Below are 20,123 nucleotides of genomic sequence, written 5' to 3' on the forward strand. Positions count from 1 at the left end.
GCCACTTCAACGGGCGCCCGCAAGGCGCCCGTTGCGTTTTCTGCGGGCTTGGCCACCGGTTGTCGCGCACTGGCGGCAGATCGCCGCCGATGTCCGCGAAAGCCCCGAGCCGCTCTGGCCGGGGGACATAGGCTAAATTCCCGGGATGGGTATTCGCTCGTTTGCCGCCGAACTGCTGCCAACCGCGCTGCAGGGTCGGCCACGCACGCCAACCCATGTCTCCCCGCCCAGCGCGGAGGTGAGCACCTTCGCCGGCTTGCAGGCCAAGCTCGGCCATCTGCCCAAGGCAGAGCTCAAGTCGGTGCGCGACGCCTACAAGTTCGCCGACGAGGCCCACCTGGGCCAGTTCCGCGCCAGCGGCGAGCCTTACATCACCCATCCGATCGCCGTCGCGGGGCTGGTGGCGGATTGGAAACTCGATTCCCAGGCCATCCAGGCCGCGTTGATGCACGACGCGATGGAGGACTGTGGCATCACCAAGACCGAGCTGATCGAGCGCTTTGGCGCCACGACCGCCGAGCTCGTCGATGGCCTCACCAAGCTGGACAAGCTGAACTTCTCCACCCGCGAAGAAGGCCAGGCTGAGTCGTTCCGCAAGATGCTGCTGGCGATGTCGCGCGATGTGCGGGTCATCCTGGTGAAGCTGGCGGACCGGCTGCACAACATGCGCACGATGAGCGCGATGAAGGCGGACAAGCGCCAGCGCATCGCCCGCGAAACGCTCGACATCTACGCCCCGATCGCCCACCGTCTCGGCCTGAACCAGGTCTACCGAGAGCTGCAGGAGCTGTCGTTCACGTACCTGTTCCCCTGGCGCCATGCGGCGCTGGAGAAGGCGGTGCAGCGCTCCCGCGGTTATCGGCGCGACATCGTGGCCCGGGTGCAAAAGGACGTGACGAAGGCCTTCGCCGATTCGCGCCTGAAGGTCGAGGTCAGCGGCCGGGAAAAGACGGTCTATTCGATCTACCGCAAGATGCGGGAGAAGCACGCCGGCTTCGCGTCAGTCAACGACATCTTCGGCTTCCGGATCGTCGTCTCGTCGCTGCCAGACTGCTACCTCGCCCTCGGGGTGCTGCATCAGCTCTACAAGCCGGTGCCTGGCCGCTTCAAGGACTACATCGCGATCCCCAAGGCCAACGGCTACCAGTCGCTGCACACCACCCTCGTCAGCCCGCTGGGCACCGCGGTGGAATTCCAGATCCGTACCGAGGCGATGCATGCCGTCGCCGAGGCCGGCATCGCGGCGCACTGGCTGTACAAGGTCGGCACCAAGGGCGGCAACCCGTCGGACGTCGCCCAGCGGCTCGGTGCCCTGTGGCTCAAGTCGCTGATCGACATCCAGGACGAAACCCGTGATGCGGGTGAGTTCCTCGAGCACGTGAAGATCGATCTCGTGCCCGACGCGGTCTACGTCTTCACGCCGATGAGCAAGATCCTCGCGCTGCCGCGCGGGGCCACGCCCGTCGACTTCGCCTACGCCATCCACTCGGACGTGGGCGATCACTGTGTCGCGGTGAAGATCAACGGCGAGCCCGCCACCCTGCGCTCTGAGCTGCGCTCGGGTGACGTGGTCGAGGTGATCACCGCGCCGAACGCCCGGCCCAACCCCGCCTGGCTGAATTTCGTGCGCACCGGCCGTGCGCGGTCGAAGATCCGCCACTACCTGAAGAACCTGGAGCAGGAAGAGTCGCAGGCGCTGGGCGAAAAGATGCTGTCGCAGGCATTGCGGCTCGAAGGACTGGCGCTGCCGCCGCTCGAACCCGCCGGGCCCGACACCATCTGGCCGGCGGTGCTGCGCTGGAGCGGCAACCGCAGCCCGGCCGAACTGATGACCGACATCGGGCTGGGCCGCAAGATCGCCACCATCGTCGCCAAGCGCATCGCGCAGGATCTGCACGAGTTGGGCCACAAGCCGGATGCGGTAACGCTCAGCCTCAACCGCTACAGCGCGCACGCCGACACCGAGACGGTGCAGGGCCTGGTGGTGATCGACGGTGCCGAGGGCGCCAGCGTGACGATGGCATCGTGCTGCCGCCCGATCCCGGGCGACCAGATCGTCGGCTACCTGGGCCGTGGCGAAGGGCTCACCGTCCACACCTCCGATTGCCAGGTCGGACAGCGCCTGTACGACCGCGACCGCGAACGCTGGATGCAGGTCGAATGGGCCGAAGAGCCCACCCGTGCTTTTGAAACCCAGCTGCAAGTGCTGCTGCACAACGGCAAGGGGGCGCTGGCCCAGGTGGCGCAGTCGGTGTCGCGATCCGAAGCGGACATCACCCACATCGACATGGGCGACGAACGGCCGGGAGAGACCGCCGACATGAAGCTCTTGGTCAGCGTTCGCGACCGGCTTCACCTGGCCGAAGTGCTGCGCACCTTGAAGCGGACGCCGGCGGTGCTCAAGGTGCAGCGGGTCAGGCCCTGAAAGGCCCGAGGCCGCGCCGCCATCACTGGGGCACCAACTCGAACGTGGCGTGGCGGGTGCCGTCGGGGGTGACGCCTGTGGCGAGGATCACGCCTTGCTTGTTGATGTCGCGAGCGCGCTCGAGCACGAAACCAGCCCCAGTCGGATCTTTGCAACCGATGTTGCCGACCAGGTTGTTCAGATCGCGCGGCGCGCCGGTGACGCCGAACCACACCATCGCACGCCAGCTTTGGTAATCAGACAGCTCGCTCGCGCCGACGATGACGTCATCGTCGTTCACCTTCAGCGCGACGCTGCCCTTGTGTCCTTTGAGCAGCCCCAGGCCATGGATGCCCTCGGCATTCCAAGCCACTGCCATGAACGAATCCTGCCCGTTGTCCTTCGTGAAGCTGCCCGATCCAACGATGGTGCCGCGGTTGCTGATCGCCGTGGCCTTCGAGCCGCCTCCGTCTGGCAGTCCCCCGAGGTCGACGAGTGTCCAGGGGTTGTCCCAGCGCACGGCGTGCTGGCCGCCACGACTGGACTTCTTCACTTCGCTCCATCCCACCACAACGCCGGCGTCGTTGACGCCCAACGCCTGGCTGACTCGCAGCGCCTGCCCATGGTGGCCACCCAGCGTCCCCAGGTCGAAAACCTTGCCCTTGCGCCACAGCGTGGCGTGCATGTTGCGGGTATCGATCGAGCTGGTGACGCCGACGATATCGCCCGTGTCGTTGACGGCCAGCGCCCGGCCCATGCCGGCCCAACTGCCTGGCGGGATCGGCAACACCTCGGCTTGACCGTTTCGCCAGATCATTGGAATCGGATCCAGGTACGAGCGCAGGATCTCCGCACCGACCACCCAACCGGCGTTGTTCACGTCGGAAACTTCATGAAACGGCAGGTCGTGTGTCGGCAGTTCCAACGGCTCTTGTCCGGGTACCCACACCGTAGCCTTGTCGACTTCTTCAAGTTCGCCAGCGTGGTAACGCGCGACGCCAGCGACCGTTCCGAGCTCGTTGATCGCCTGGCCCTCGGGGTAGTCTGAGTCGCCCTCACCCGTCCCGGTCAGGTAGACGCATTGGTAGGTGGTGGGTGTGGCGGCACCGGCCGCTGCGGCCGCCGCGGTCAGCAAAGCGACGGCAGCGACGCTCATCAGAGACTTCGGGCGACATGTCATGGTGATTCTCCAATCCGCGGCGAGGCTGGCGCGGAAAGCACAATATCCCAGAACTCACAGGCGCCAGCACCCCCTAACGTCTCAATGGGATGCAATTCTCCGGCGAAACACGACCCGCTTAGTTGTCCTTCGCGGGTGGATACTTCACCTCGATCACTTCCAGCGTCTCCACGCCGCCGGGCGTCATCAACGACACCTCGTCGCCCTCGCGGGCCTTCAGCAAGGCCCGGGCGATCGGCGCCACCCAGCTGACTTCGCCATGCAGATGGTCGGCCTCGTCGATGCCCTTGATGGTGATCGTGCGTTCCTCGCCCTTGGCGTTGGCGTAGGTGACGGTCGCGCCGAAAAAGATCTGGTCGCTGCCGTGGTGCAGTGACGGGTCGGCCACCTCGGCAATGTCCAGCCGCTTGGTGAGAAATCGGATGCGGCGATCGATCTCGCGCAAGCGCTTCTTGCCGTACAGGTAGTCACCGTTTTCCGACCGGTCGCCGTTGGAGGCCGCCCAGTGAACGATCTCCACCACCTTGGGCCGCTCCACATCGATCAGGCTCAACAGCTCCGCACGCAGCTGCGCGTAGCCGGCAGGCGTGATGTAGTTCTTCGTGCCCGCAGGCAAAGGCGGCAGGCTGGGGCCGTCTTCGTCGTCGTCGGACGCGTCGGATTCCTTGGTGAAAGCCTTGTTCATGTCGATCGCATCGAGGGCACGGCTGGCCCTCACCTCGCCCGATTTTCGCAGCGCCGCAACGCCGACAGGCCAACGAGGTTCAATCCGACCGCAACCGCCGTTGCGCCACCCGCTGCAACAGCTCAATCAACATCGCCTTCTCGGCGGCCGACAGCACCCTCAGCGCGTCGTCTTCCATGGTCAGGCCGATGTCGCGCGCACGGGTGACCAGCGCCTGCCCCGCTGGCGTGAGGCGAATCAACTGAGCCCGACGGTCGCGCTCGCTGCGCTCCCGGCGCACCCACCCCTGCTCCACCATGCGGTCCAGCGTCACCGCCAGATTGGGCGGCGACACATCGAGCGCCAACCCCAGTTGCTTCTGATTGACCTCGGCGTTGGTGTCCACCAGCACCAGGATGGAGAACTCCACCGCTTTCAGATCCAGCGGCCCCAGGCTGCGGGCAAAGCTTTTCTTCAGCTCGATGGACGCCCTCGTCGCTGCGTAGCCGACAAGGTGCATCAAGCCGCTCTGGTCGAGTGCGTCCGGATCGGCCATCAGAGTGCAGGCAGGAACGGCAGCTCGGCGCGCGCCCGCTCGACGGCCATCAGGCAGCGCGGCAGTTCACCGGCCAGGTAGTTGGCCTGGAACTGCGCGCGCTGCAGCTTGGCTTCGTAGAAGGCCCGGTCTGGCGCGCCCCCGGCCAGCGCAGCGCGCGCAGCGGCCTCGCTGCGGGCCCAGGCGCAGGCCAGCAACGCTTCGCCCAGCGCGCGCAGGAAATCATCGGCGGCGCGATAAGGCCATTCGGCGTCGACCTCCGCGCCAGACACCAGGCCGGCCGCGCAGTCGCGTACCGCCTGCAAACCCAAGCGCACCCGTGTGGCCTGGGCTGCCCCTTCGGCCTGGGCATCGGCCCAATCCAGCAGTTGGCCCAATCGAACACCACCATCGGGCAAGACCTTGCGAAGCAGCAGATCGATCGCCTGGATCTCGTTGGTGCCCTCGTAGATCATCGCGATGCGGCTGTCGCGCACCACCTGCTCGATGCCCATCTCGTGGATGTAGCCGTGCCCGCCCCACACGCCCAAGGCCTGATCCGCTCCCGCGTGGCCCAGCTCGGTGAGCAGCGACTTGACCACCGGCGTCAACAGCGCGGCCCGGTCGTTGGCCGCAGCGCGCACCGCCTCGTCTGGATGGGCCGCCGCTTCATCGAGCGCCTGCGCGGCCCAGTAGGCCAGCACCCGCCCGCCTTCGGCGCGGGCCTGCAAGGTCCACAGCGTTCGGCGGATGGCCGGATGCCAGATCACGGCATCAGCGGGCGCCGCCTCCGCGCCCGCGGGGCGGCGAGGCGCGCGCGATTGCACTCGCTCCGTCGCCTGGCGCAGCGCGTTCTGGGTCGACACCTCCAGGTGGCCCAGGCCCTGCAAGCCCACGTGAAGCCGGGCCGCGTTCATCATCAGGAACATCGCAGAGAGCCCGCGGTGCGCCTCGCCCAGCAGCCAGCCGGTGGCGCCCTCGAAACGCATGGTGCAGGTGGCGCTGCCCTTCAAGCCCATCTTCTTCTCGATGGCGTCGCAGTGCACCGCGTTGCGAGCACCGTCCGGCAACCATTTGGGCACCAGCAGCAAGGACAGGCCTTTGGTGCCCTCAGGCGCACCGCGCAAGCGGGCCAGCACGAGGTGGACGATGTTGTCGGTCAGGTCGTGCTCGCCGCCCGAGATGAAGATCTTTTGACCGTTGACCGCGTAAGACCCATCGCCGTTGGGCTCGGCGCGCGTGCGCAGCAGGCCCAGATCACTGCCCGCGTGCGCTTCGGTGAGGCACATGGTGGACAGCCACTCACCGCTGGTGACCTTGGCCAGGTAACGCTCGCGCAGATCACCCGTCGCATGGGCATGCAGACACTCGTAGGCCCCGTGCAGCAGGCCCGGGTACATCGTCCAGGCGTGGTTCGCGGCCGCCAGCATCTCGTAGAGCGCTGCGTTCAGCAGCTGAGGCAGGCCCTGCCCGCCGCAGTCGGGGTCGCATGCCAGCGCCGGCCAACCACCTTCGACAAAGGCCCGGTAGGCCGCGGCGAAGCCCGCCGGCGTGGTGACCTCGCCGTCACGCCAACGGCAACCTGCCAGGTCGCCCGGCCCGTTCAGCGGTGCCAGCACCTCGGCGGCAAACCGGCCCGCCTGGGCCAGCACTTCAGCCGCAGTCTCGCCATCGAGCCCATCGAAGACGGGCATGTCGGCCCAGGCCGCCGGCGCCTGCAGCACCTCGTCGATCACGAAGCGCATGTCGCGCAATGGGGGGGCGTAGTGCCACATCAGCTCTTCTTCGCACCGAGGTAGGTTTCGATCACCCGCGGGTCATGGGCCAGATCGGCGGCCGGCCCTTCCAGGGCTATGGAGCCGGTTTCCAGCACGTAGCCATGGTCCGCCACTTCCAGCGCGGCGCGGGCGTTCTGCTCGATCAACAGGATGCTCACGCCCGTCGCGCGCAAGGCGGTGATGGTGCGGAAGATCTCCTTCACCACCAGCGGCGCCAAGCCGAGGCTGGGCTCGTCGAGCATCAGCACCTTGGGCCGGCTCATCAACGCGCGGCCCACCGCGAGCATCTGGCGCTCGCCGCCCGACAAGGTGCCAGCCAGCTGGGAGCGACGCTCCTTGAGCCGAGGGAACAAGGTGTAGACCTCGTCCAACGTGGAGCGCCAATTCGGCACCCGCTGCTTCATCGGCCGGAAGCCGCCGAGCACCAGGTTGTCTTCCACGGGCATGGTGCCGAAGAGCTCACGCTTCTCAGGCACCAGCGCCAGGCCCGCCATCACCCGCTCTTCCAGCGTGGCGCGGGAGACATCGACGCCGTCGAACACGATGCGGCCGCGCGAGGGCAACACGCCCATCAGCGCGTTCAAGGTGGTGGACTTGCCCGCGCCGTTCGGCCCGATGACGGTGACGACAGCGCCTTTCGGCAGGGTGAGGTTCAGGCCCGACAGCACTTCTGCCTTGCCGTAACCGGCATGCAGTTCGGTGACTTGGAGAATGGGTGGCGCGCTCATCGCTTCAGTGTTCCGTGCCGAGGTAAGCCGCGCGCACCACCGGGCTCGCCTGCACTTCGGCGGGCGTGCCGGCGATGAGCTTGGTGCCGAACTCCATCACGACGATGTGGTCGACGAGGCCCATCACGAAATCCATGTCGTGCTCGACCAGCAGGATGGACAGGCCTTCGCGCTTGAGCTGGCGCAGCACATCGGCGAGCGCCTGCTTCTCTTTCAGTCGCAAGCCCGCGGCCGGCTCGTCGAGCAGCAGCAGCGACGGGTCGGTGCACAAGGCGCGGGCGATCTCCATCAGGCGTTGAGGCCCGAGCGCCAGGTTGCCGGCCAGCTCGTGCATCTGGCCGGCCATGCCGATGCGGGCCAGCTGCTTCTCGGCCTCGGCGAACAGGCGGCGCTCTTCGTCTCGATCGAGGCGCAGCATCGCCCGCGCCACACCCGAGGATGTGCGCAGGTAGCCGCCGAGCGCGACGTTTTCGAGCACGGTCATCTCGGGGATCATCTTCACGTGCTGGAAGGTGCGGCTCATGCCCAGCCGGGCAATCGCCCGAGACGGCAGCCCCGCCACGTTCTGGCCCCGGAACACCACCTCACCCGAGGTGAGCGGCAATACACCGGAGACGAGGTTGAAGGTCGTCGACTTGCCGGCCCCGTTCGGGCCGATCAGGCCCATGATGTCGCCCGCCCGGATGGTGAAGCCCACATCGTTGACCGCGACCAGGCCGCCGAACTGCTTGCGCACCGCCTTCGCCTCGAGAAGCACCGATCCCGGCTCTGGCTTGGACCGCGCCGGCAATGGCGCGGCGCCCTCCCAATCCTTGGTGCGCTGGCGCGATGGAACCCAGCGCTGGACAAACGTCCACAGGCCCTCGGGGGCGTACTTCAGCACCGCCACCAGCACCAGGCCGAAGACAATGATTTCGAAATTGCCACTGGTGCCGATGAGCTTGGGCAGCAAGACCTGCAGCTGGTCTTCGACGAGCTTGACGACCGCCGCGCCGGTGAACGCCCCCCACACATGGCCCACGCCGCCCAGCACCGCCATGAACAGGAACTCGATGCCCTTGCCCAGGCTGAAGGGCGACGGGTTGACCGTGCGCTGCAGGTGGGCGAAGAGCCAGCCCGATACCGATGCCAGCATCGCCGCCAGCACGAAGGCCGTGAGCTTGTAGCGAAAGGTCGAGATGCCCATCGCCTCGGCCATGGTCGAGCCGCTCTTGAGCGAGCGGATGGCCCGGCCCGGCCGCGAATCCAGCAGGTGCGTCACGCCCAGCGCAGCCGCCAACGCGATCACCCAGATCAACACGTAGATCGCCCGTCCATCGGCCAGGCTCATGCCGAAGAAATTCAGGGCCGGCACACCGAGGATGCCGTCGTACTTGCCGAGAAACTCCATGTTCGACATCGTGTAGTACAGCGCCAGCCCCCAGCAGATCGTGGCCAGCGGCAGGTAGTGGCCGGACATGCGCAGCGTCAGCGCCCCCAACACCAGCGCCACCACCACCGCGAGTGCGAGGCCAATGAACAGCGTGAGCCACGGCGAGACGCCCAGGCTCACCGACAGATACGCCGAGGTGTACGCGCCCACGCCCACGAACGCCGCCTGTCCGAACGAGGTGAGGCCCGCCACGCCGGTGAGCAGCACCAAACCCAGCGACACCAGCGCATACAGGCCGATGTAGTTCGCCTGGGTGATCCAGAACTCGGGCACCGGCAGCAGCGGCAGCGCCAGGACCAGCAGAGCGAACGCGGGAAACCAGAATCGACGAGGCAGCATGTCAGTGCTCCTCCCCGTGCGGATCGCGCAGCGAACGCCACAGCAGCACCGGCAAGATGGCGGAGAAGACGATCACTTCCTTGAACGAGCTGGCCCAGAACGAGCCAAAGCTTTCCAGCAGGCCCACGCCCAAAGCGCCGACCAGCGCCAGCGGATAGCTCGACAGGCCGGCGAACACGGCGGCCACGAAGCCTTTCAGGCCGATGAGGAAGCCAGAGTCGTAGAACACGGTGGTCGTCGGTCCGATCAACAGGCCGGACAAGGCGCCGATGAACGCCGCCATGGTGAACGACAGCCGGCCGGCGCTGGTCGATGAAATGCCCATCAGCCGCGCACCGAGACGGTTCACCGCGGTGGCGCGCAAGGCCTTGCCCCACAGCGACCGTTCGAAGAACAGCCACAGCATGACGATGAGCGCGATGGAGACGGCGAAAACGATCAGGGTCTGGCCGCTCAGCGCCAAGGGGCCCAATGAGAAGCGCTCGTCCCAGAAGCTCGGGTTGCGAAAACCCTCAGCGCCGAAGAAGTACAGGCCCAGCCCCGTCAGCGCGAAATGCACCCCCACCGAGACGATCAGCAGCACCAGCGCGCTCGCGTCTGCCAGCGACTCATAGGCCAGGCGGTAGATGAGCCCGCCGAAGGGCGTGACCAGCGCCAGCGTGAGCGCGGCCTGGGCCAGCAAGGGCCACTGCCGAGGCGCAGCCCAGATGGCCAGCAGCCCGATGGCCACCGGATAGGCCAGCGTGCGAAGCGCGTCTTTGGCGATGCGAGCGACAGGGCGCTTGGCGCGCCACCCCTCACCCGCCTCGGCCAGGGCCGCCAAGCCTGCCAGCACCAGCAGGAACCACACCGTGCCTGGCACCTGGCCGAGCTGCAGCATGGCCAGGGTCAAGGCACCGAAGGCCACAAACTCGCCTTGCGGAATGAAGATGACGCGGGTGACGGCGAAGAGCAACACCGTGGCCAACGCCAGCAAGGCATAGACGGCGCCATTGGTGACACCGTCGAGCGCCAGGATGCTCGCGATCGTGAAGTCCATCTAACAACTGCCTGAGGTTGCGATCGGATCGTGGAAGGGCGTGAGGGCGGCTGACGGCGCGTTCAGCGCAGCCAGCTCACCCGGGAACGAAGGGCCGGAAAGGAAAGCCCGGTGAGGCGGCCGCCATCGGCACCGCCGCCCCTCGGCGGATCACGGCTCGATCTTCCAATCGCCGTTGACAACCTTCAGGACCAGACCGGTTTCCGTCGTGAAGCCCCAGTGGTTCGTCTTGGTGTAGTTCAACACGCCATGCGCCACCACCGTGCGGCCCATCGATTCGGCAGAGGAGCGAATCGCGGCGCGGAACTCCGGCGTGCCCGGCTTGCCTGCCTTGAGCGCCATCGGAATCACCTTTTCCAGAACCACCCAAGCGTCGTACCCGTGACCCGCAAACTGGTTGCGGTTGCCGGCACCGTAGGCCTTCTCATACTTGGTGACGAAGTCGAGCGCCAGCGTCTTGGAGGGGTGCTCGGCCGGAAGCTGCTCGGGGATCACCGCGGGGCCCGAGACCACATAGGCGCCCTCGACATCCTTGCCGCCGATGCGCATCAGGTCACGCGTGGCCGCCGCGTGCGTCTGGTAGATCTTGCCCTTGTAGCCGCGCTCGACCACCGCCTTGTGCGGCATCGCTGCACCGCTGCCCGAGGCCACGATCAGCATCGCGTCGGGGTTGGCAGAGACGAGCTTCAGCGCTTGCGCCGTCACGCTGGTGTCGGCACGGGCGAATCGCTCCGTGGCAATGACCTTGGGGCCACCCAGGATGGAAGACTGGTCCTGGAAATCCTTCAGCCAGCTCTCACCATAAGCATCGGTGTAGCCCAGGAAGCCAACGGTCTTGACCCCGTTCTTCTTCATGTGCTCGATCATGGCGTGCGCCATCACCGCATTGCCTTGCGGCAGGCGGAACAGCCAGCCATCGGTGCCGGCCGACACCACCGCCGGCGAAAAGCTGAACTGCACCGTCTTCGCCTCGGCCATCACGGGAGCCATGGCCACCGCCACCGGCGTGGCCGCGGAGCCCATGACGATGTCGGCCTTGTCTTCGGTGACGAAGCGGCGCGCGTTGTTGACGCCCTTGGTGGGGTCGGTCGCGTCGTCGAGCACGATCACGTTGAGCTTCTCGCCCGCAATCGTCGTCGGCCAGAGTTTGATGTAGTTGGCCACCGGGATGCCCAGGCCCGAGGCCGGCCCAGTCAGCGGCAGGCTGATCCCGATCGTGATGTCGGCCCGTGCGGCGGTGCCCGCGAGTGAGGCGAGCGTCAGCACGATCCCCAGTTTCAAGAAGCCGTTCTTGCGTGCTTTCATGTTGTCTCCTGCGGTGATCAGGGTGGTTGAAACCATAACAGCGCCAAGTTGCGGGGGCACGCCCTCGTGAACCCGAAACCGGCGCCTCGTCAATCGGCCTGGCCCGTGCGACGGGGCAGGATCACGAATGGGTCGGCGGCCGCACCGGCCGCCATTGATTCGTACAGGGCCTCGACCAGGGCTGCGCGATGCGTCAACACCGCGCGCTGGTTGATCGAACCTTTGTCGGTGATCTCGCCCTTGTCGATCGAAGGCGGCTCGGCCAGCACGTGCCAGCGGGCCGGCCGGCTCGCGCTGCCGGTGCCCTCTTGCCAGAGTCGATCGGCCAGGGCCTGGAAGAATTCGCGCACCCGAGGGTGATGCAGCGTCTCGGGCAGCGGGGCGTCGGCCGGCAACCCGGCCAAGCGCCGGCATTCGTCCGCCCGCGGGAACACCAGCACGCCGATGTCGTCTCGATTGAGCCCGGCCACCACCACGTCCTGTACGCACGGGTGGCCAGCGGCGACGACCTTGGCGCGCAGCGGCCCCACGCTGACGAAGGTGCCCGTCGAGAGCTTGAAATCCTCCGCGATGCGCCCGTCGAATTGCAGGCCGCGTGCGGGGTGGGCCGGATCGATGAACTTCACCGCATCGCCCGTGCGATAGAAGCCCTCTTCATCGAAGGCTTCATCGGTCTGCTCACGAGCGCGCCAGTATCCGGGCATCACATTCGGTCCACGGAATCGAATCTCGGTCTTGCCATACACCGGATCGCTGCGATCGGGCACCAGCTTCACTTCGACACCCGGCACCGGCAGGCCAATGTAGCCGGAACGGGTGTCCGGTGTCACCGCGAACGTGCACGACGGTGCTGTCTCCGTCATGCCCAGGCCGGTGATGATGCGGATGCGCTCACCCACCGTGGCTTCGGCGTGGCGATCCAGCTTGTCCCACACCGCCTGGCTGAGCCCGGCGCCCGCGAACATGAAGGCCTTGACCTTCGCGAACAGGCTCTCGCGCAAGGCGCTGTCGGCGTCCATCGCGTTGGCGATCTCTTCAAAGCCCTTGGGCACGTTGAAGTAGACGGTCGGTGAAATCTCGCGCAGATTGCGCAGCGTTTCCGCAATGCCGCGCGGCGTCGGCCGGCCGTCGTCGATGTACAGCGTTCCGCCGTTGTAGAGCACGATGCCCACGTTGTGGTTGCCGCCGAAGGTGTGGTTCCAGGGCAGCCAATCCACTAGCACGGGCGGCTCCTCGGCCAGGAAGGCCATGGTCTGGCGCAGCATCTGCTGGTTGGCGCAGATCATCCGCTGGGTATTGATGACCCCCTTGGGCTGCTTGGTGGAGCCCGAGGTGAACAGGAACTTGGCCACCGTGTCGGGCCCCACGGCCGCGTGGGCAGCGCGCACACCTTCTGCAGGCGAGGTGGCAAGCAGCGATTCAAATGCCAGCGTCGGCCGACCTTCGATCTGGCCGTGGCTCAGGACGACCGGCACCTCGGGCGGAACCACCTCCTGGATGGCCCGGGCAAAGGCCGGCGATGCGGCAAACACCAGGCCGGGCGTGGTCGTGGCCACGATGTGGCGCAGCTTGGCAAAGTCCTGCGACACCGACGAATACGCCGGTGAGATCGGCACGTACGGCACACCCACCCACATCGCAGCCAAGGCCAGCGTGAGGTGCTCGAGGTCGTTGTCCGAGAGAATGGCGATCGGCCGATCGACCGACAGATTCATGTCGACCAGCGCCTGGCCCAGCGCCTGCACACGCTGCAGCATCTGCGCATAGCTGATGCGCCGCCACGCGCCCCCGTGGGCGGCGTCGCGCATGGCCACCAGCGTGCGGTCCGGCACCTCGGCGGCCCACTGCTCCAGGCTGTCGGTCAGGCGATCGGGGTACCAGCGCAGCGGTTCGGTGGAACGCAGGATCTGCGTGCCGTCCTCGCGCGACTCGATCGTGGCCTCGAGGCAGCCGCCCACCGAGGCCGAGCGGTAGCTGGCACTCATGCCCGGCTCCACAGGCTGAGGCGCGCGGCCTTCATGACTTGACCACCTTGTTGGCCCGCCCCTCCAGGAACGCGCGCAGTCGCTCCTTCGCATCGGGGGTGCTTTCTGCCACCGCCGCCATCAGCGATTCGGTGAACAGCCCTTGATCCTGCGATTGATCGGCGATGCGCGGCAGCGCATGCATCACGGCAAAGTTGGACATCGCCGCATTGCTGGCCACGCGCTGCGCCAGTTCCAGCGCCTTCGCGAACCCCGCGCCGTCGGCCACCGCATACTGGGCCAACCCCGCCTGCACGCCTTCGTCGCGGTCGTAGACGCGGCCGGTGAGCATCAGGTCGGTCATGCGCGCCACACCCATCAGGCGCGGCACCCGCACCGAGCCGCCACCACCGACAAACAAGCCGCGCTGCCCCTCGGGCAAGCCGAAGTAGGCCGAAGCCTCCGCCACCCGCACGTGACAGGCCGAGGCAAGCTCCAGGCCGCCCCCCACCACCGCGCCGTGCAGCACGGCGATCACCGGCACCCGGCCGAACTGGATCTGATCGAAGGCGGCATGCCACATGCGGGAGTGCAGCACCCCCTCGCGCACGTCGCGCTCCACCAGCTCGGCCAGATCCAGGCCGGCACAGAAATGGGCGCCCTCCCCGCTCAGGATGACGGCACGTATCGCGTCGGGCAGGTTGACAAAGGCCGTATGCAGTTGCGTGATCAGGGTGTCGCTGATGGCATTGCGCTTGGCCGGGCGGTTCAAGCGCACATGGGCGATCGGCCCAGCGTATTCGATGCGCAGCAGATCCAGCTGCGCCAGCAGACCGTCGGCAGCGACGAAGGCCGGTGTGGCGGCGGTGTCCATGGGTGACTCCATATGTTTATGTTATTTAACTAAATGGAGGCACTTCACGCCATCAGGTACTAACCCTTACAACACTCCCATTTGTGCACCGCAACGCGGAGCTGTCTTGCGCGAGAGCCACTTATTTATAAGAATTAACTATTGGCGACGAAAGGCTCACGACGTGAACACCGCAGATCTGATCGCGATCGACACCCACACGCATCTGGAGGTGTCATGCCGCAACCCCTTTGACAACTACGGTGAGGAGTACGACCGCGCGGCCGACAAGTACTTTCGGTCCAGCCGTCGGCCGACCATGCAGGAGACGATCGACTACTACCGCGAGAAGCGAATCGGTTTCGTCAACTTCACCGTCGACGCCGAGGCCCAGCTCGGCCGCCGGCGCATCCCGAACGAAGAGATCGCCGAGGCCGCCCTGGCCAACCCGGACATCATGATCGCCTTCGGCAGCGTCGATCCCCACAAGGGCAAGTTCGGCGCGCGCGAGGTGCGCAAGCTGGTCGAGGAGTACGGCGTCAAGGGCTTCAAGTTCCACCCGACGGTGCAAGGCTTCGAGCCGGCGGACAAGATGGCGTGGCCTCTGTACGAGGTGATCAACGAACACAAGCTGCCAGCGATCTTCCACAGCGGGCATTCCGGCATTGGCAGCGGGATGCGGTGCGGCGGCGGGCTGCGCCTGCAGAACTCGCGCCCGATGCTGCTGGAGGATGTGGCGATCGCCTTCCCAGACATGCAGATCGTCATCGCGCACCCGTCATGGCCCTGGCAGGACGAAGCGCTGAGCCTGGCGCTGCACAAGCCCAATGTGTGGATCGACCTGTCGGGCTGGAGCCCGAAGTACTTCCCGGCCCAGTTGGTTCAGTACGCCAACACCTTGCTGAAAGACCGCATCCTCTTCGGCAGCGACTTCCCGCTGATCACCCCCGAGCGCTGGATGGCCGATTTCGAGGAGGCGGGCTTCAAGGACGCCGTCAAGCCGCTCATCCTGAAGGACAACGCCAAGCGCCTGCTGAACCTGGCGTGACAGCCGGCGCAGCCGCTCAGGCGTACTGGGCAGAAGCCTGCCGAAGCCGGTCGGCCACGTAGCGCGCCAGCGCCGCGGGCTGCAGCACGCGCACCTGAGGGCCGTGACGCAGGATGTCCATCGCCAGTTCGGTGGCATCGGCATACGGCAGCTCCATGCGCAGCGAACCGTCGGGCTGCAGGCTCAGCCGCTGCTCCGGGTGCCACTCTTCTTGAGCCACCCATTGCGCCGCATCGGCGTCGAAGGCGAGCGTGGCCCATTGCTCGGCCTTGCCGCTGAAGATGCCGTAGCCTCCATCCAGCTCGGCCTCGACGGTCTTCATAGCCACATCTTTCGCCCTGGGCTGCTCCAGGGCCTTGGCTGATCTCACTGCATCGAGCGCAAAGCGGCGCAGGCCATCACTGGCGTGGCACCAGGCGTCGAGGTACCAAGTGTTGCGATAGTGGATCAGGCGCTGCGGCGACACCTCGCGACGGCTCTCGCTCTGCCGCTTGCGGGTGAAGTACAGCAGATCGATGCGCTGCCGCTTGAGCAGCGCGCTGCCCACCACCTCGAACCAGCGCGGGGGCACCGGCCGCCGCGCGGGCGCGGCGATCTTCACCCGCCGCATCAGTTCGCGCGATTCGCTCTCGCTGGCGCCCAGCATCCCGTGCAGCTTGTCCAGCAGTGGCTGCAGATGGCGGCCCAGCACACCGCCCCCGTCCAGCCCCTTGATCAGCTGGTGCATCGTCAGCAAGGCGTGGATTTCGGCCTCACTGAACCACACCCCCGGCAGCTCGTGCGAGGAAGCCTTGGTGGACACCGCCCCCGGCAGCACACCATCGAAACGGTAGACGTTGTCGAACCGGTCATAGACGATCGGCGCGTCCATGCGGTCGCGCAGGTACTGCAGATCTCGTTTGAGGGTGGCGCGCGAGACCTCGAGCTCTGCGAGAAGCTCTTCGAAGCTGACGCCGCCTCGCGATTTGATGAGCAGCTCGATCCGATAGAAGCGTTCAGTGCGGTTCATGAGTGGTGACGGTAGCACAGGCTCATAGGGTGAGCCTGTTGCGAAAGTGAGTCGAAGAACGACAGGTTTGTGATGGCTCATTGGAGCTCATCGCTGGCTCATTCCATGAGCCTGTGGGTTCAGACACTGCCTTCACACGCTGTCCATCACACCCATTCCTGTTCTGCACGGAGCACCCCATGGCCGCACAAACCACCCTCGCCTTCGACGACTTGCCTCAGCCGCGTCCGACCATGGCGCTGGCACGCGGTGGCCGCACCGCCCGGGCCACCCAGGTGCTGGCCGGCGATGCACCAGACGATCTGTTCGGCCCGGGCGACGCCCGCGATCCGGCGTTCGAGCTGGGATGGGATTTCGCACACCATGGCTTGGTGCCGCCGGCTGAGCACCTGCTGCCAGGTCACCCGCTGCGCCACGGCTGGGAAGCCGGCAGGGCCGCCTTTGGCAGCCGCACCTTGCGGGCAGGCCGTGGCGTTCGATCATGGCTGAATCTGCGGCTGGCGGCCTGGCACCAGGGCCAGGCTTTCGAAACGGTGCAAGTCACCCCGAACTTCCTCGCGCAGATCGACAGCGTGCGCTGCCCCATCACGCGCGCCGAGCTGGGCGGCAGTGACGACGTTCGGCACGAAGCGGTGGTCGAACGCATCAACCACCGGGCCGGCTACGCCGCGGGCAACCTCGCCACCCTCAGCCGGCAGGCACAACAAGCCATGGGCGGCAAGCGCTGGGACGAAGCTCGACTGATGGCCGTGCTGGCCGAAGCCCGCCGCGCAGAAGGCGCTGGCACGGTCGAGGGCTTGACCAGCGCTGAGTGGGCTCGACTGGCATCGCTGATGTCCTTCGTCACCCCGCTGCCCCACGAGGTGGCCGCCACGCTGCCGATGCGAGTGCTTCCACCCAATCGCCTGCGCCTGCTCAACCCCATCCAGGGCTTGCAGGCCCTGATCACGCTGCAGCTCACGCACAGTGGCTTCGCCGTTCGCATCGCCCAATTGACCAAGCTGCTGCCGGGGGCCGACCTGCGCCGGGACTTCCATCTCTTCTTTCACACCTTGCTGCCACGTGCCTGGCAAGGCGGCCGCCCGCAGAACGACGAAGAGATGCGCGAGCGTCTGGAAGACGCCTGGCAGAACCCTGATGTGTTGCGGCGCTGGCAACGGTTTGCGACACAGCTGACGGCGGAACAAGCCGACGACCTCGTCCAGCGCCTGGTGGCCAAGGGTTTGGCCAGCGGTGTGCCCGGCGCGCAGCGGGCCCGAACCGCCCAATGGCACCCCGACACCCGGGCCACCGAGGGCTGGGCGCTCGAGCGGGGCGGCCAAACCAGCCGACGCCCGGCCCTGCAGGCGGTGGCGGCCGTCTGATCTGGTGGCTGATCCACTGTGTGATCTGATCTGATCCGGCGGGTCTGATCCAGCGATCGTGGCCCGGCGCCGTATCCAGCGCCAGCGTCGACCACTGGCGTTGACGAGCCGCCGCGGGGCCCACTGCGCAGCTGCCGTTATGCTGCGCAGCTGCGAAGGCTTGTTCTTCGCTCGTCAAAGAACGCTGCATGGATCACAACCCCTACACCCCACCCGACTCGGCCGTGGCCGACCAACCTCAGCCGCCCGGCTCTGCCTGGAAAGCCATCGCGCTGGGCCTGCTCACCGACATCGGCGGAACGATGGTCGCCAGCATCGTGCTGGCCATCGTCTTCGGGATCGTGATGGGCGCGCAGGGACAAAGCGTGGACGAGATCGAAGCCGCGATGTCGGGCCAATTCCTGGAGTCCTGGGTGGGCACCATCAGCACCCTGGTCGGTCTGGGCTTTTCGGTGGCGGGCGGCTATGTCGGCGCGCGCATCGTCAGGCGCTCTGAGCTGAAGTTCGGCGCCATCCAGGGTGTGCTGGCCAACGTGCTGGGCTTTGCCCTGTCCGGCTCCGCCGGCAACGATGATCGGCCCTTCCTGCTGGCCAGCATCTCGTTCGTCGCCGTGCTCGCCGGCGCCGTGTGGGGCCAGATGCGCAATCGGGCGCGCCCAAGCGCCTGAACTCTGGGGCGGCGCGCGCGATGAGCTGGTGGCGAGACGCTTTCCGGTGGCGCAAGGGCCGGCAAGGCACCGGCTACGACAAGATGCTGCTGCTCACCGCACGCTGGCCCGTGCCGTTCGACAGCTACTTGATCCGCTATCCCGATGGCTCCGAGATTCCACCCCACACCGATCCGGTGCAGACCGGCCGGCACTATCGGCTCAACATCGTGCTGAAGTCACCCCGACACGGTGGCGAGTTCATCTGCGCAACACCTCTGTTCGCCACACGGCGGATCAAGCTGTTTCGCCCGGATGCCTGCGAGCACAGCGTGACCCGCGTGGTGGGCGGCAGCCGTTACGTCTTCTCGATCGGCTGGGTGCTGCGCGATCGATGACCCAGGGCCCTGTCCGATGACTCCCCGCGCGACGATGAGCGGCCCCGACGTGCAGGTACAACGCGCGGCCCGGTGGTTCTGGTGGATCGCAGGCCTGTCGTTGGTGAACACGCTGCTGTTCCAGTCAGGCCAGGACACCAGCTTTGCCCTGGGCCTGGGCATCACCACCCTGTCCAACGTGCTGTTCGCCGACGAGCCGGCCATGGCGATCTCGCTGTCCGCTGTGGCGATCGGGTTTTTCGGCCTGGTGGGATGGCAGGCCTCGCAGGCGCGGTTTTGGGCCTTCTGCATCGGCCTGGCGGTCTACGTCGGCGATGCCTTCATCGTGTGGCAGTTGGACGACTGGGTGGCGCTCGCCTTTCATGGCGTGGTGATCTTCTTCATCACCCAAGGCCTGATCAGGCTGCGACAACTGGCACGAGACGCCGCCCCGCCCGGATCCGGCTCTCAGGCGTAAGTCACCCAATCGGCCAATTCGGGCCGGTGCAGGTGCGGCAGCCCGTTGAAGCTCAGCAGGCTGTGTCGCTTCGGATTCGCGACGAACTCGGTGACGGCGCTGTTGCGAATGCGCAGGTTCAACTCCACCACGGCCTCGGGCTGCAAACCCAGCACCTGGCCCACGGCCACCGAAATCGGCCCGCCGCTGGACACGATCAACACGTCCTCATCGGCTTGTTCACGCGCCCGTGCCAGTGCCCCGGCGACCCCCGCCGAAAAGTCAGCGAAGCTGGGCATGCCGGCCGGAACGGCCTGCCCTTGCATCCACGCCACCAGCCCCTCTCGCAGCAGGCGAAAGTGCTGGCGAACCGCTTCGGGCGAGTCCGGCTTGGGCAACTCGCCGCTGTAGACTGCGCGCACGATCGCCTCGGGGTTGTATTCGTCGAGGCCCGCACACACTTCGGGGGCCGGTGACTGCCCCAACCCCTCGGCGATGCCTTCGTAGGTTTCGCGGTGCCGACGCAAGGTGCCGGTCAGCACCGAGGCGAAGCGCAGGTTCATGCTGCGAAAGTGCTCGCCCAATGCACGGCACTGCCGATGCCCCAACTCGCTCAGCCGATCGTAGTCATGGCTGCCAAACGAAGCCTGGCCGTGGCGAACAAGGTAGAGGGTGCCCATGCGGCGAATTGTCGGCCGTGGCCTGAGCCTCTGCTGTCGCCGCGGCGACGCGCGAGAGTCTCCGTCTCATGGGACCAGTCCAGTGAAACGGAGAAATCGGATGTTCGCCGGTGTTTGGCAGGGCGCGCAGCAAGGCGCGGCGCGCAGCCCAGGCTGTACGCCTGGGCAAGGGTCGCAACGCCGCGGCGCGCCCTGCCAAGCATCGGCCCACAGGGTGGGCACCTGCCAGCGGCGCACTCGGCGTTGCCAATGCTCGCCGGGTGTCCAACCCGGCTGCGCTTGGCGCCTTGATTGCATCGCCGGCAGGTGTCCACGAACTT

General features: G+C 66.7%; 18 protein-coding genes. 6 read left to right on the top strand and 12 right to left on the bottom strand.

The window, feature by feature from the left end; all coding sequences use genetic code 11:
* Window positions 1-145 precede the first annotated feature (145 nt).
* Window positions 146-2,425 (top strand): RelA/SpoT family protein, encoded by a 2,280-nt coding sequence (locus AACH06_RS19975; protein WP_341427528.1) that lies wholly within the window; start codon window positions 146-148, stop codon window positions 2,423-2,425.
* Between the two features lie 22 nt (window positions 2,426-2,447).
* Here the strand turns inward: AACH06_RS19975 and AACH06_RS19980 are convergent, their stop codons facing one another.
* The 10 genes from AACH06_RS19980 to AACH06_RS20025 all read right to left on the bottom strand — a co-directional run bounded on the left by AACH06_RS19980 (window position 2,448) and on the right by AACH06_RS20025 (window position 14,242).
* Window positions 2,448-3,584, bottom strand: a complete 1,137-nt coding sequence (locus tag AACH06_RS19980; protein ID WP_341427529.1) for a hypothetical protein — start codon at window positions 3,582-3,584, stop codon at window positions 2,448-2,450.
* A gap of 118 nt (window positions 3,585-3,702) precedes the next feature.
* Window positions 3,703-4,269: a transcription elongation factor GreB gene (gene greB, locus AACH06_RS19985; RefSeq protein WP_341427530.1), complete on the bottom strand. Its 567-nt coding sequence runs from the start codon at window positions 4,267-4,269 to the stop codon at window positions 3,703-3,705.
* A gap of 79 nt (window positions 4,270-4,348) precedes the next feature.
* Window positions 4,349-4,804 (bottom strand): MarR family winged helix-turn-helix transcriptional regulator, encoded by a 456-nt coding sequence (locus AACH06_RS19990; RefSeq protein ID WP_341427531.1) that lies wholly within the window; start codon window positions 4,802-4,804, stop codon window positions 4,349-4,351.
* Entirely contained in the window at window positions 4,804-6,558 is a 1,755-nt protein-coding gene (locus tag AACH06_RS19995; protein ID WP_341427532.1) for an acyl-CoA dehydrogenase family protein, read from the bottom strand. Before AACH06_RS19995 ends, AACH06_RS19990 begins: the two co-directional genes overlap by 1 nt.
* Entirely contained in the window at window positions 6,558-7,289 is a 732-nt protein-coding gene (locus AACH06_RS20000) for an ABC transporter ATP-binding protein (RefSeq protein ID WP_341427533.1), read from the bottom strand. Before AACH06_RS20000 ends, AACH06_RS19995 begins: the two co-directional genes overlap by 1 nt.
* 4 nt (window positions 7,290-7,293) lie before the next feature.
* On the bottom strand, window positions 7,294-9,060 hold the full coding sequence (locus AACH06_RS20005) for a branched-chain amino acid ABC transporter ATP-binding protein/permease (RefSeq protein ID WP_341427534.1): 1,767 nt from the start codon (window positions 9,058-9,060) through the stop codon (window positions 7,294-7,296).
* Between the two features lies 1 nt (window position 9,061).
* A complete protein-coding gene (locus tag AACH06_RS20010; RefSeq protein ID WP_341427535.1) occupies window positions 9,062-10,099 on the bottom strand; it encodes a branched-chain amino acid ABC transporter permease in 1,038 nt (345 codons plus the stop codon).
* A 150-nt stretch (window positions 10,100-10,249) separates the two neighbouring features.
* On the bottom strand, window positions 10,250-11,404 hold the full coding sequence (locus AACH06_RS20015; RefSeq protein ID WP_341427536.1) for an ABC transporter substrate-binding protein: 1,155 nt from the start codon (window positions 11,402-11,404) through the stop codon (window positions 10,250-10,252).
* 89 nt (window positions 11,405-11,493) lie between these two features.
* Window positions 11,494-13,389, bottom strand: a complete 1,896-nt coding sequence (locus tag AACH06_RS20020; protein WP_341427537.1) for a feruloyl-CoA synthase — start codon at window positions 13,387-13,389, stop codon at window positions 11,494-11,496.
* Between the two features lie 31 nt (window positions 13,390-13,420).
* Window positions 13,421-14,242, bottom strand: a complete 822-nt coding sequence (locus tag AACH06_RS20025; protein ID WP_341427538.1) for a crotonase/enoyl-CoA hydratase family protein — start codon at window positions 14,240-14,242, stop codon at window positions 13,421-13,423.
* A gap of 163 nt (window positions 14,243-14,405) precedes the next feature.
* Between AACH06_RS20025 and AACH06_RS20030 the strand changes: the two genes are divergently transcribed.
* Complete coding sequence (locus tag AACH06_RS20030) at window positions 14,406-15,269, top strand: amidohydrolase family protein (RefSeq protein WP_341427539.1); 864 nt, start codon at window positions 14,406-14,408, stop codon at window positions 15,267-15,269.
* A gap of 16 nt (window positions 15,270-15,285) precedes the next feature.
* Here AACH06_RS20030 and AACH06_RS20035 read toward each other — a convergent pair whose 3' ends face one another.
* Window positions 15,286-16,278 carry a helix-turn-helix transcriptional regulator gene (locus AACH06_RS20035; RefSeq protein WP_341427540.1) on the bottom strand — a complete coding sequence of 331 codons (993 nt, stop codon included), beginning with the start codon at window positions 16,276-16,278 and terminating at the stop codon, window positions 15,286-15,288.
* 179 nt (window positions 16,279-16,457) lie between these two features.
* On the opposite strand from AACH06_RS20035, the gene AACH06_RS20040 reads away from it, so the two are divergent.
* The 4 genes from AACH06_RS20040 (at window position 16,458) to AACH06_RS20055 (ending at window position 19,144) form a co-directional block, all read left to right on the top strand.
* Window positions 16,458-17,642, top strand: a complete 1,185-nt coding sequence (locus tag AACH06_RS20040) for a hypothetical protein (RefSeq protein ID WP_341427541.1) — start codon at window positions 16,458-16,460, stop codon at window positions 17,640-17,642.
* 188 nt (window positions 17,643-17,830) lie between these two features.
* Window positions 17,831-18,310, top strand: a complete 480-nt coding sequence (locus tag AACH06_RS20045; protein WP_341427542.1) for a hypothetical protein — start codon at window positions 17,831-17,833, stop codon at window positions 18,308-18,310.
* A gap of 20 nt (window positions 18,311-18,330) precedes the next feature.
* On the top strand, window positions 18,331-18,687 hold the full coding sequence (locus tag AACH06_RS20050; RefSeq protein ID WP_341427543.1) for a 2OG-Fe(II) oxygenase family protein: 357 nt from the start codon (window positions 18,331-18,333) through the stop codon (window positions 18,685-18,687).
* Window positions 18,688-18,721: 34 nt separating this feature from the next.
* Window positions 18,722-19,144 carry a hypothetical protein gene (locus AACH06_RS20055; protein ID WP_341427544.1) on the top strand — a complete coding sequence of 141 codons (423 nt, stop codon included), beginning with the start codon at window positions 18,722-18,724 and terminating at the stop codon, window positions 19,142-19,144.
* Here the strand turns inward: AACH06_RS20055 and AACH06_RS20060 are convergent.
* A complete protein-coding gene (locus tag AACH06_RS20060; protein WP_341427545.1) occupies window positions 19,135-19,803 on the bottom strand; it encodes a histidine phosphatase family protein in 669 nt (222 codons plus the stop codon). The two genes, AACH06_RS20055 and AACH06_RS20060, sit on opposite strands and share 10 nt — an antisense overlap.
* Window positions 19,804-20,123 lie beyond the last annotated feature (320 nt).

Origin of the sequence: Ideonella lacteola, from assembly GCF_038066555.1 — a bacterium.
In the GTDB taxonomy this organism is placed as follows: Bacteria; Pseudomonadota; Gammaproteobacteria; order Burkholderiales; family Burkholderiaceae_C; genus Ideonella; species Ideonella lacteola.

Bases quoted from the DNA above. Each gene is read 5' to 3' on its own strand.
- AACH06_RS19975 (WP_341427528.1), top strand. From the start codon at position 146: ATGGGTATTCGCTCGTTTGCCGCCGAACTGCTGCCAACCGCGCTGCAG.
- AACH06_RS19980 (WP_341427529.1), bottom strand. From the start codon at position 3,584: ATGACATGTCGCCCGAAGTCTCTGATGAGCGTCGCTGCCGTCGCTTTG.
- greB (WP_341427530.1), bottom strand. From the start codon at position 4,269: ATGAACAAGGCTTTCACCAAGGAATCCGACGCGTCCGACGACGACGAA.
- AACH06_RS19990 (WP_341427531.1), bottom strand. From the start codon at position 4,804: ATGGCCGATCCGGACGCACTCGACCAGAGCGGCTTGATGCACCTTGTC.
- AACH06_RS19995 (WP_341427532.1), bottom strand. From the start codon at position 6,558: ATGTGGCACTACGCCCCCCCATTGCGCGACATGCGCTTCGTGATCGAC.
- AACH06_RS20000 (WP_341427533.1), bottom strand. From the start codon at position 7,289: ATGAGCGCGCCACCCATTCTCCAAGTCACCGAACTGCATGCCGGTTAC.
- AACH06_RS20005 (WP_341427534.1), bottom strand. From the start codon at position 9,060: ATGCTGCCTCGTCGATTCTGGTTTCCCGCGTTCGCTCTGCTGGTCCTG.
- AACH06_RS20010 (WP_341427535.1), bottom strand. From the start codon at position 10,099: ATGGACTTCACGATCGCGAGCATCCTGGCGCTCGACGGTGTCACCAAT.
- AACH06_RS20015 (WP_341427536.1), bottom strand. From the start codon at position 11,404: ATGAAAGCACGCAAGAACGGCTTCTTGAAACTGGGGATCGTGCTGACG.
- AACH06_RS20020 (WP_341427537.1), bottom strand. From the start codon at position 13,389: ATGAGTGCCAGCTACCGCTCGGCCTCGGTGGGCGGCTGCCTCGAGGCC.
- AACH06_RS20025 (WP_341427538.1), bottom strand. From the start codon at position 14,242: ATGGACACCGCCGCCACACCGGCCTTCGTCGCTGCCGACGGTCTGCTG.
- AACH06_RS20035 (WP_341427540.1), bottom strand. From the start codon at position 16,278: ATGAACCGCACTGAACGCTTCTATCGGATCGAGCTGCTCATCAAATCG.
- AACH06_RS20040 (WP_341427541.1), top strand. From the start codon at position 16,458: ATGGCCGCACAAACCACCCTCGCCTTCGACGACTTGCCTCAGCCGCGT.
- AACH06_RS20045 (WP_341427542.1), top strand. From the start codon at position 17,831: ATGGATCACAACCCCTACACCCCACCCGACTCGGCCGTGGCCGACCAA.
- AACH06_RS20050 (WP_341427543.1), top strand. From the start codon at position 18,331: ATGAGCTGGTGGCGAGACGCTTTCCGGTGGCGCAAGGGCCGGCAAGGC.
- AACH06_RS20055 (WP_341427544.1), top strand. From the start codon at position 18,722: ATGAGCGGCCCCGACGTGCAGGTACAACGCGCGGCCCGGTGGTTCTGG.
- AACH06_RS20060 (WP_341427545.1), bottom strand. From the start codon at position 19,803: ATGGGCACCCTCTACCTTGTTCGCCACGGCCAGGCTTCGTTTGGCAGC.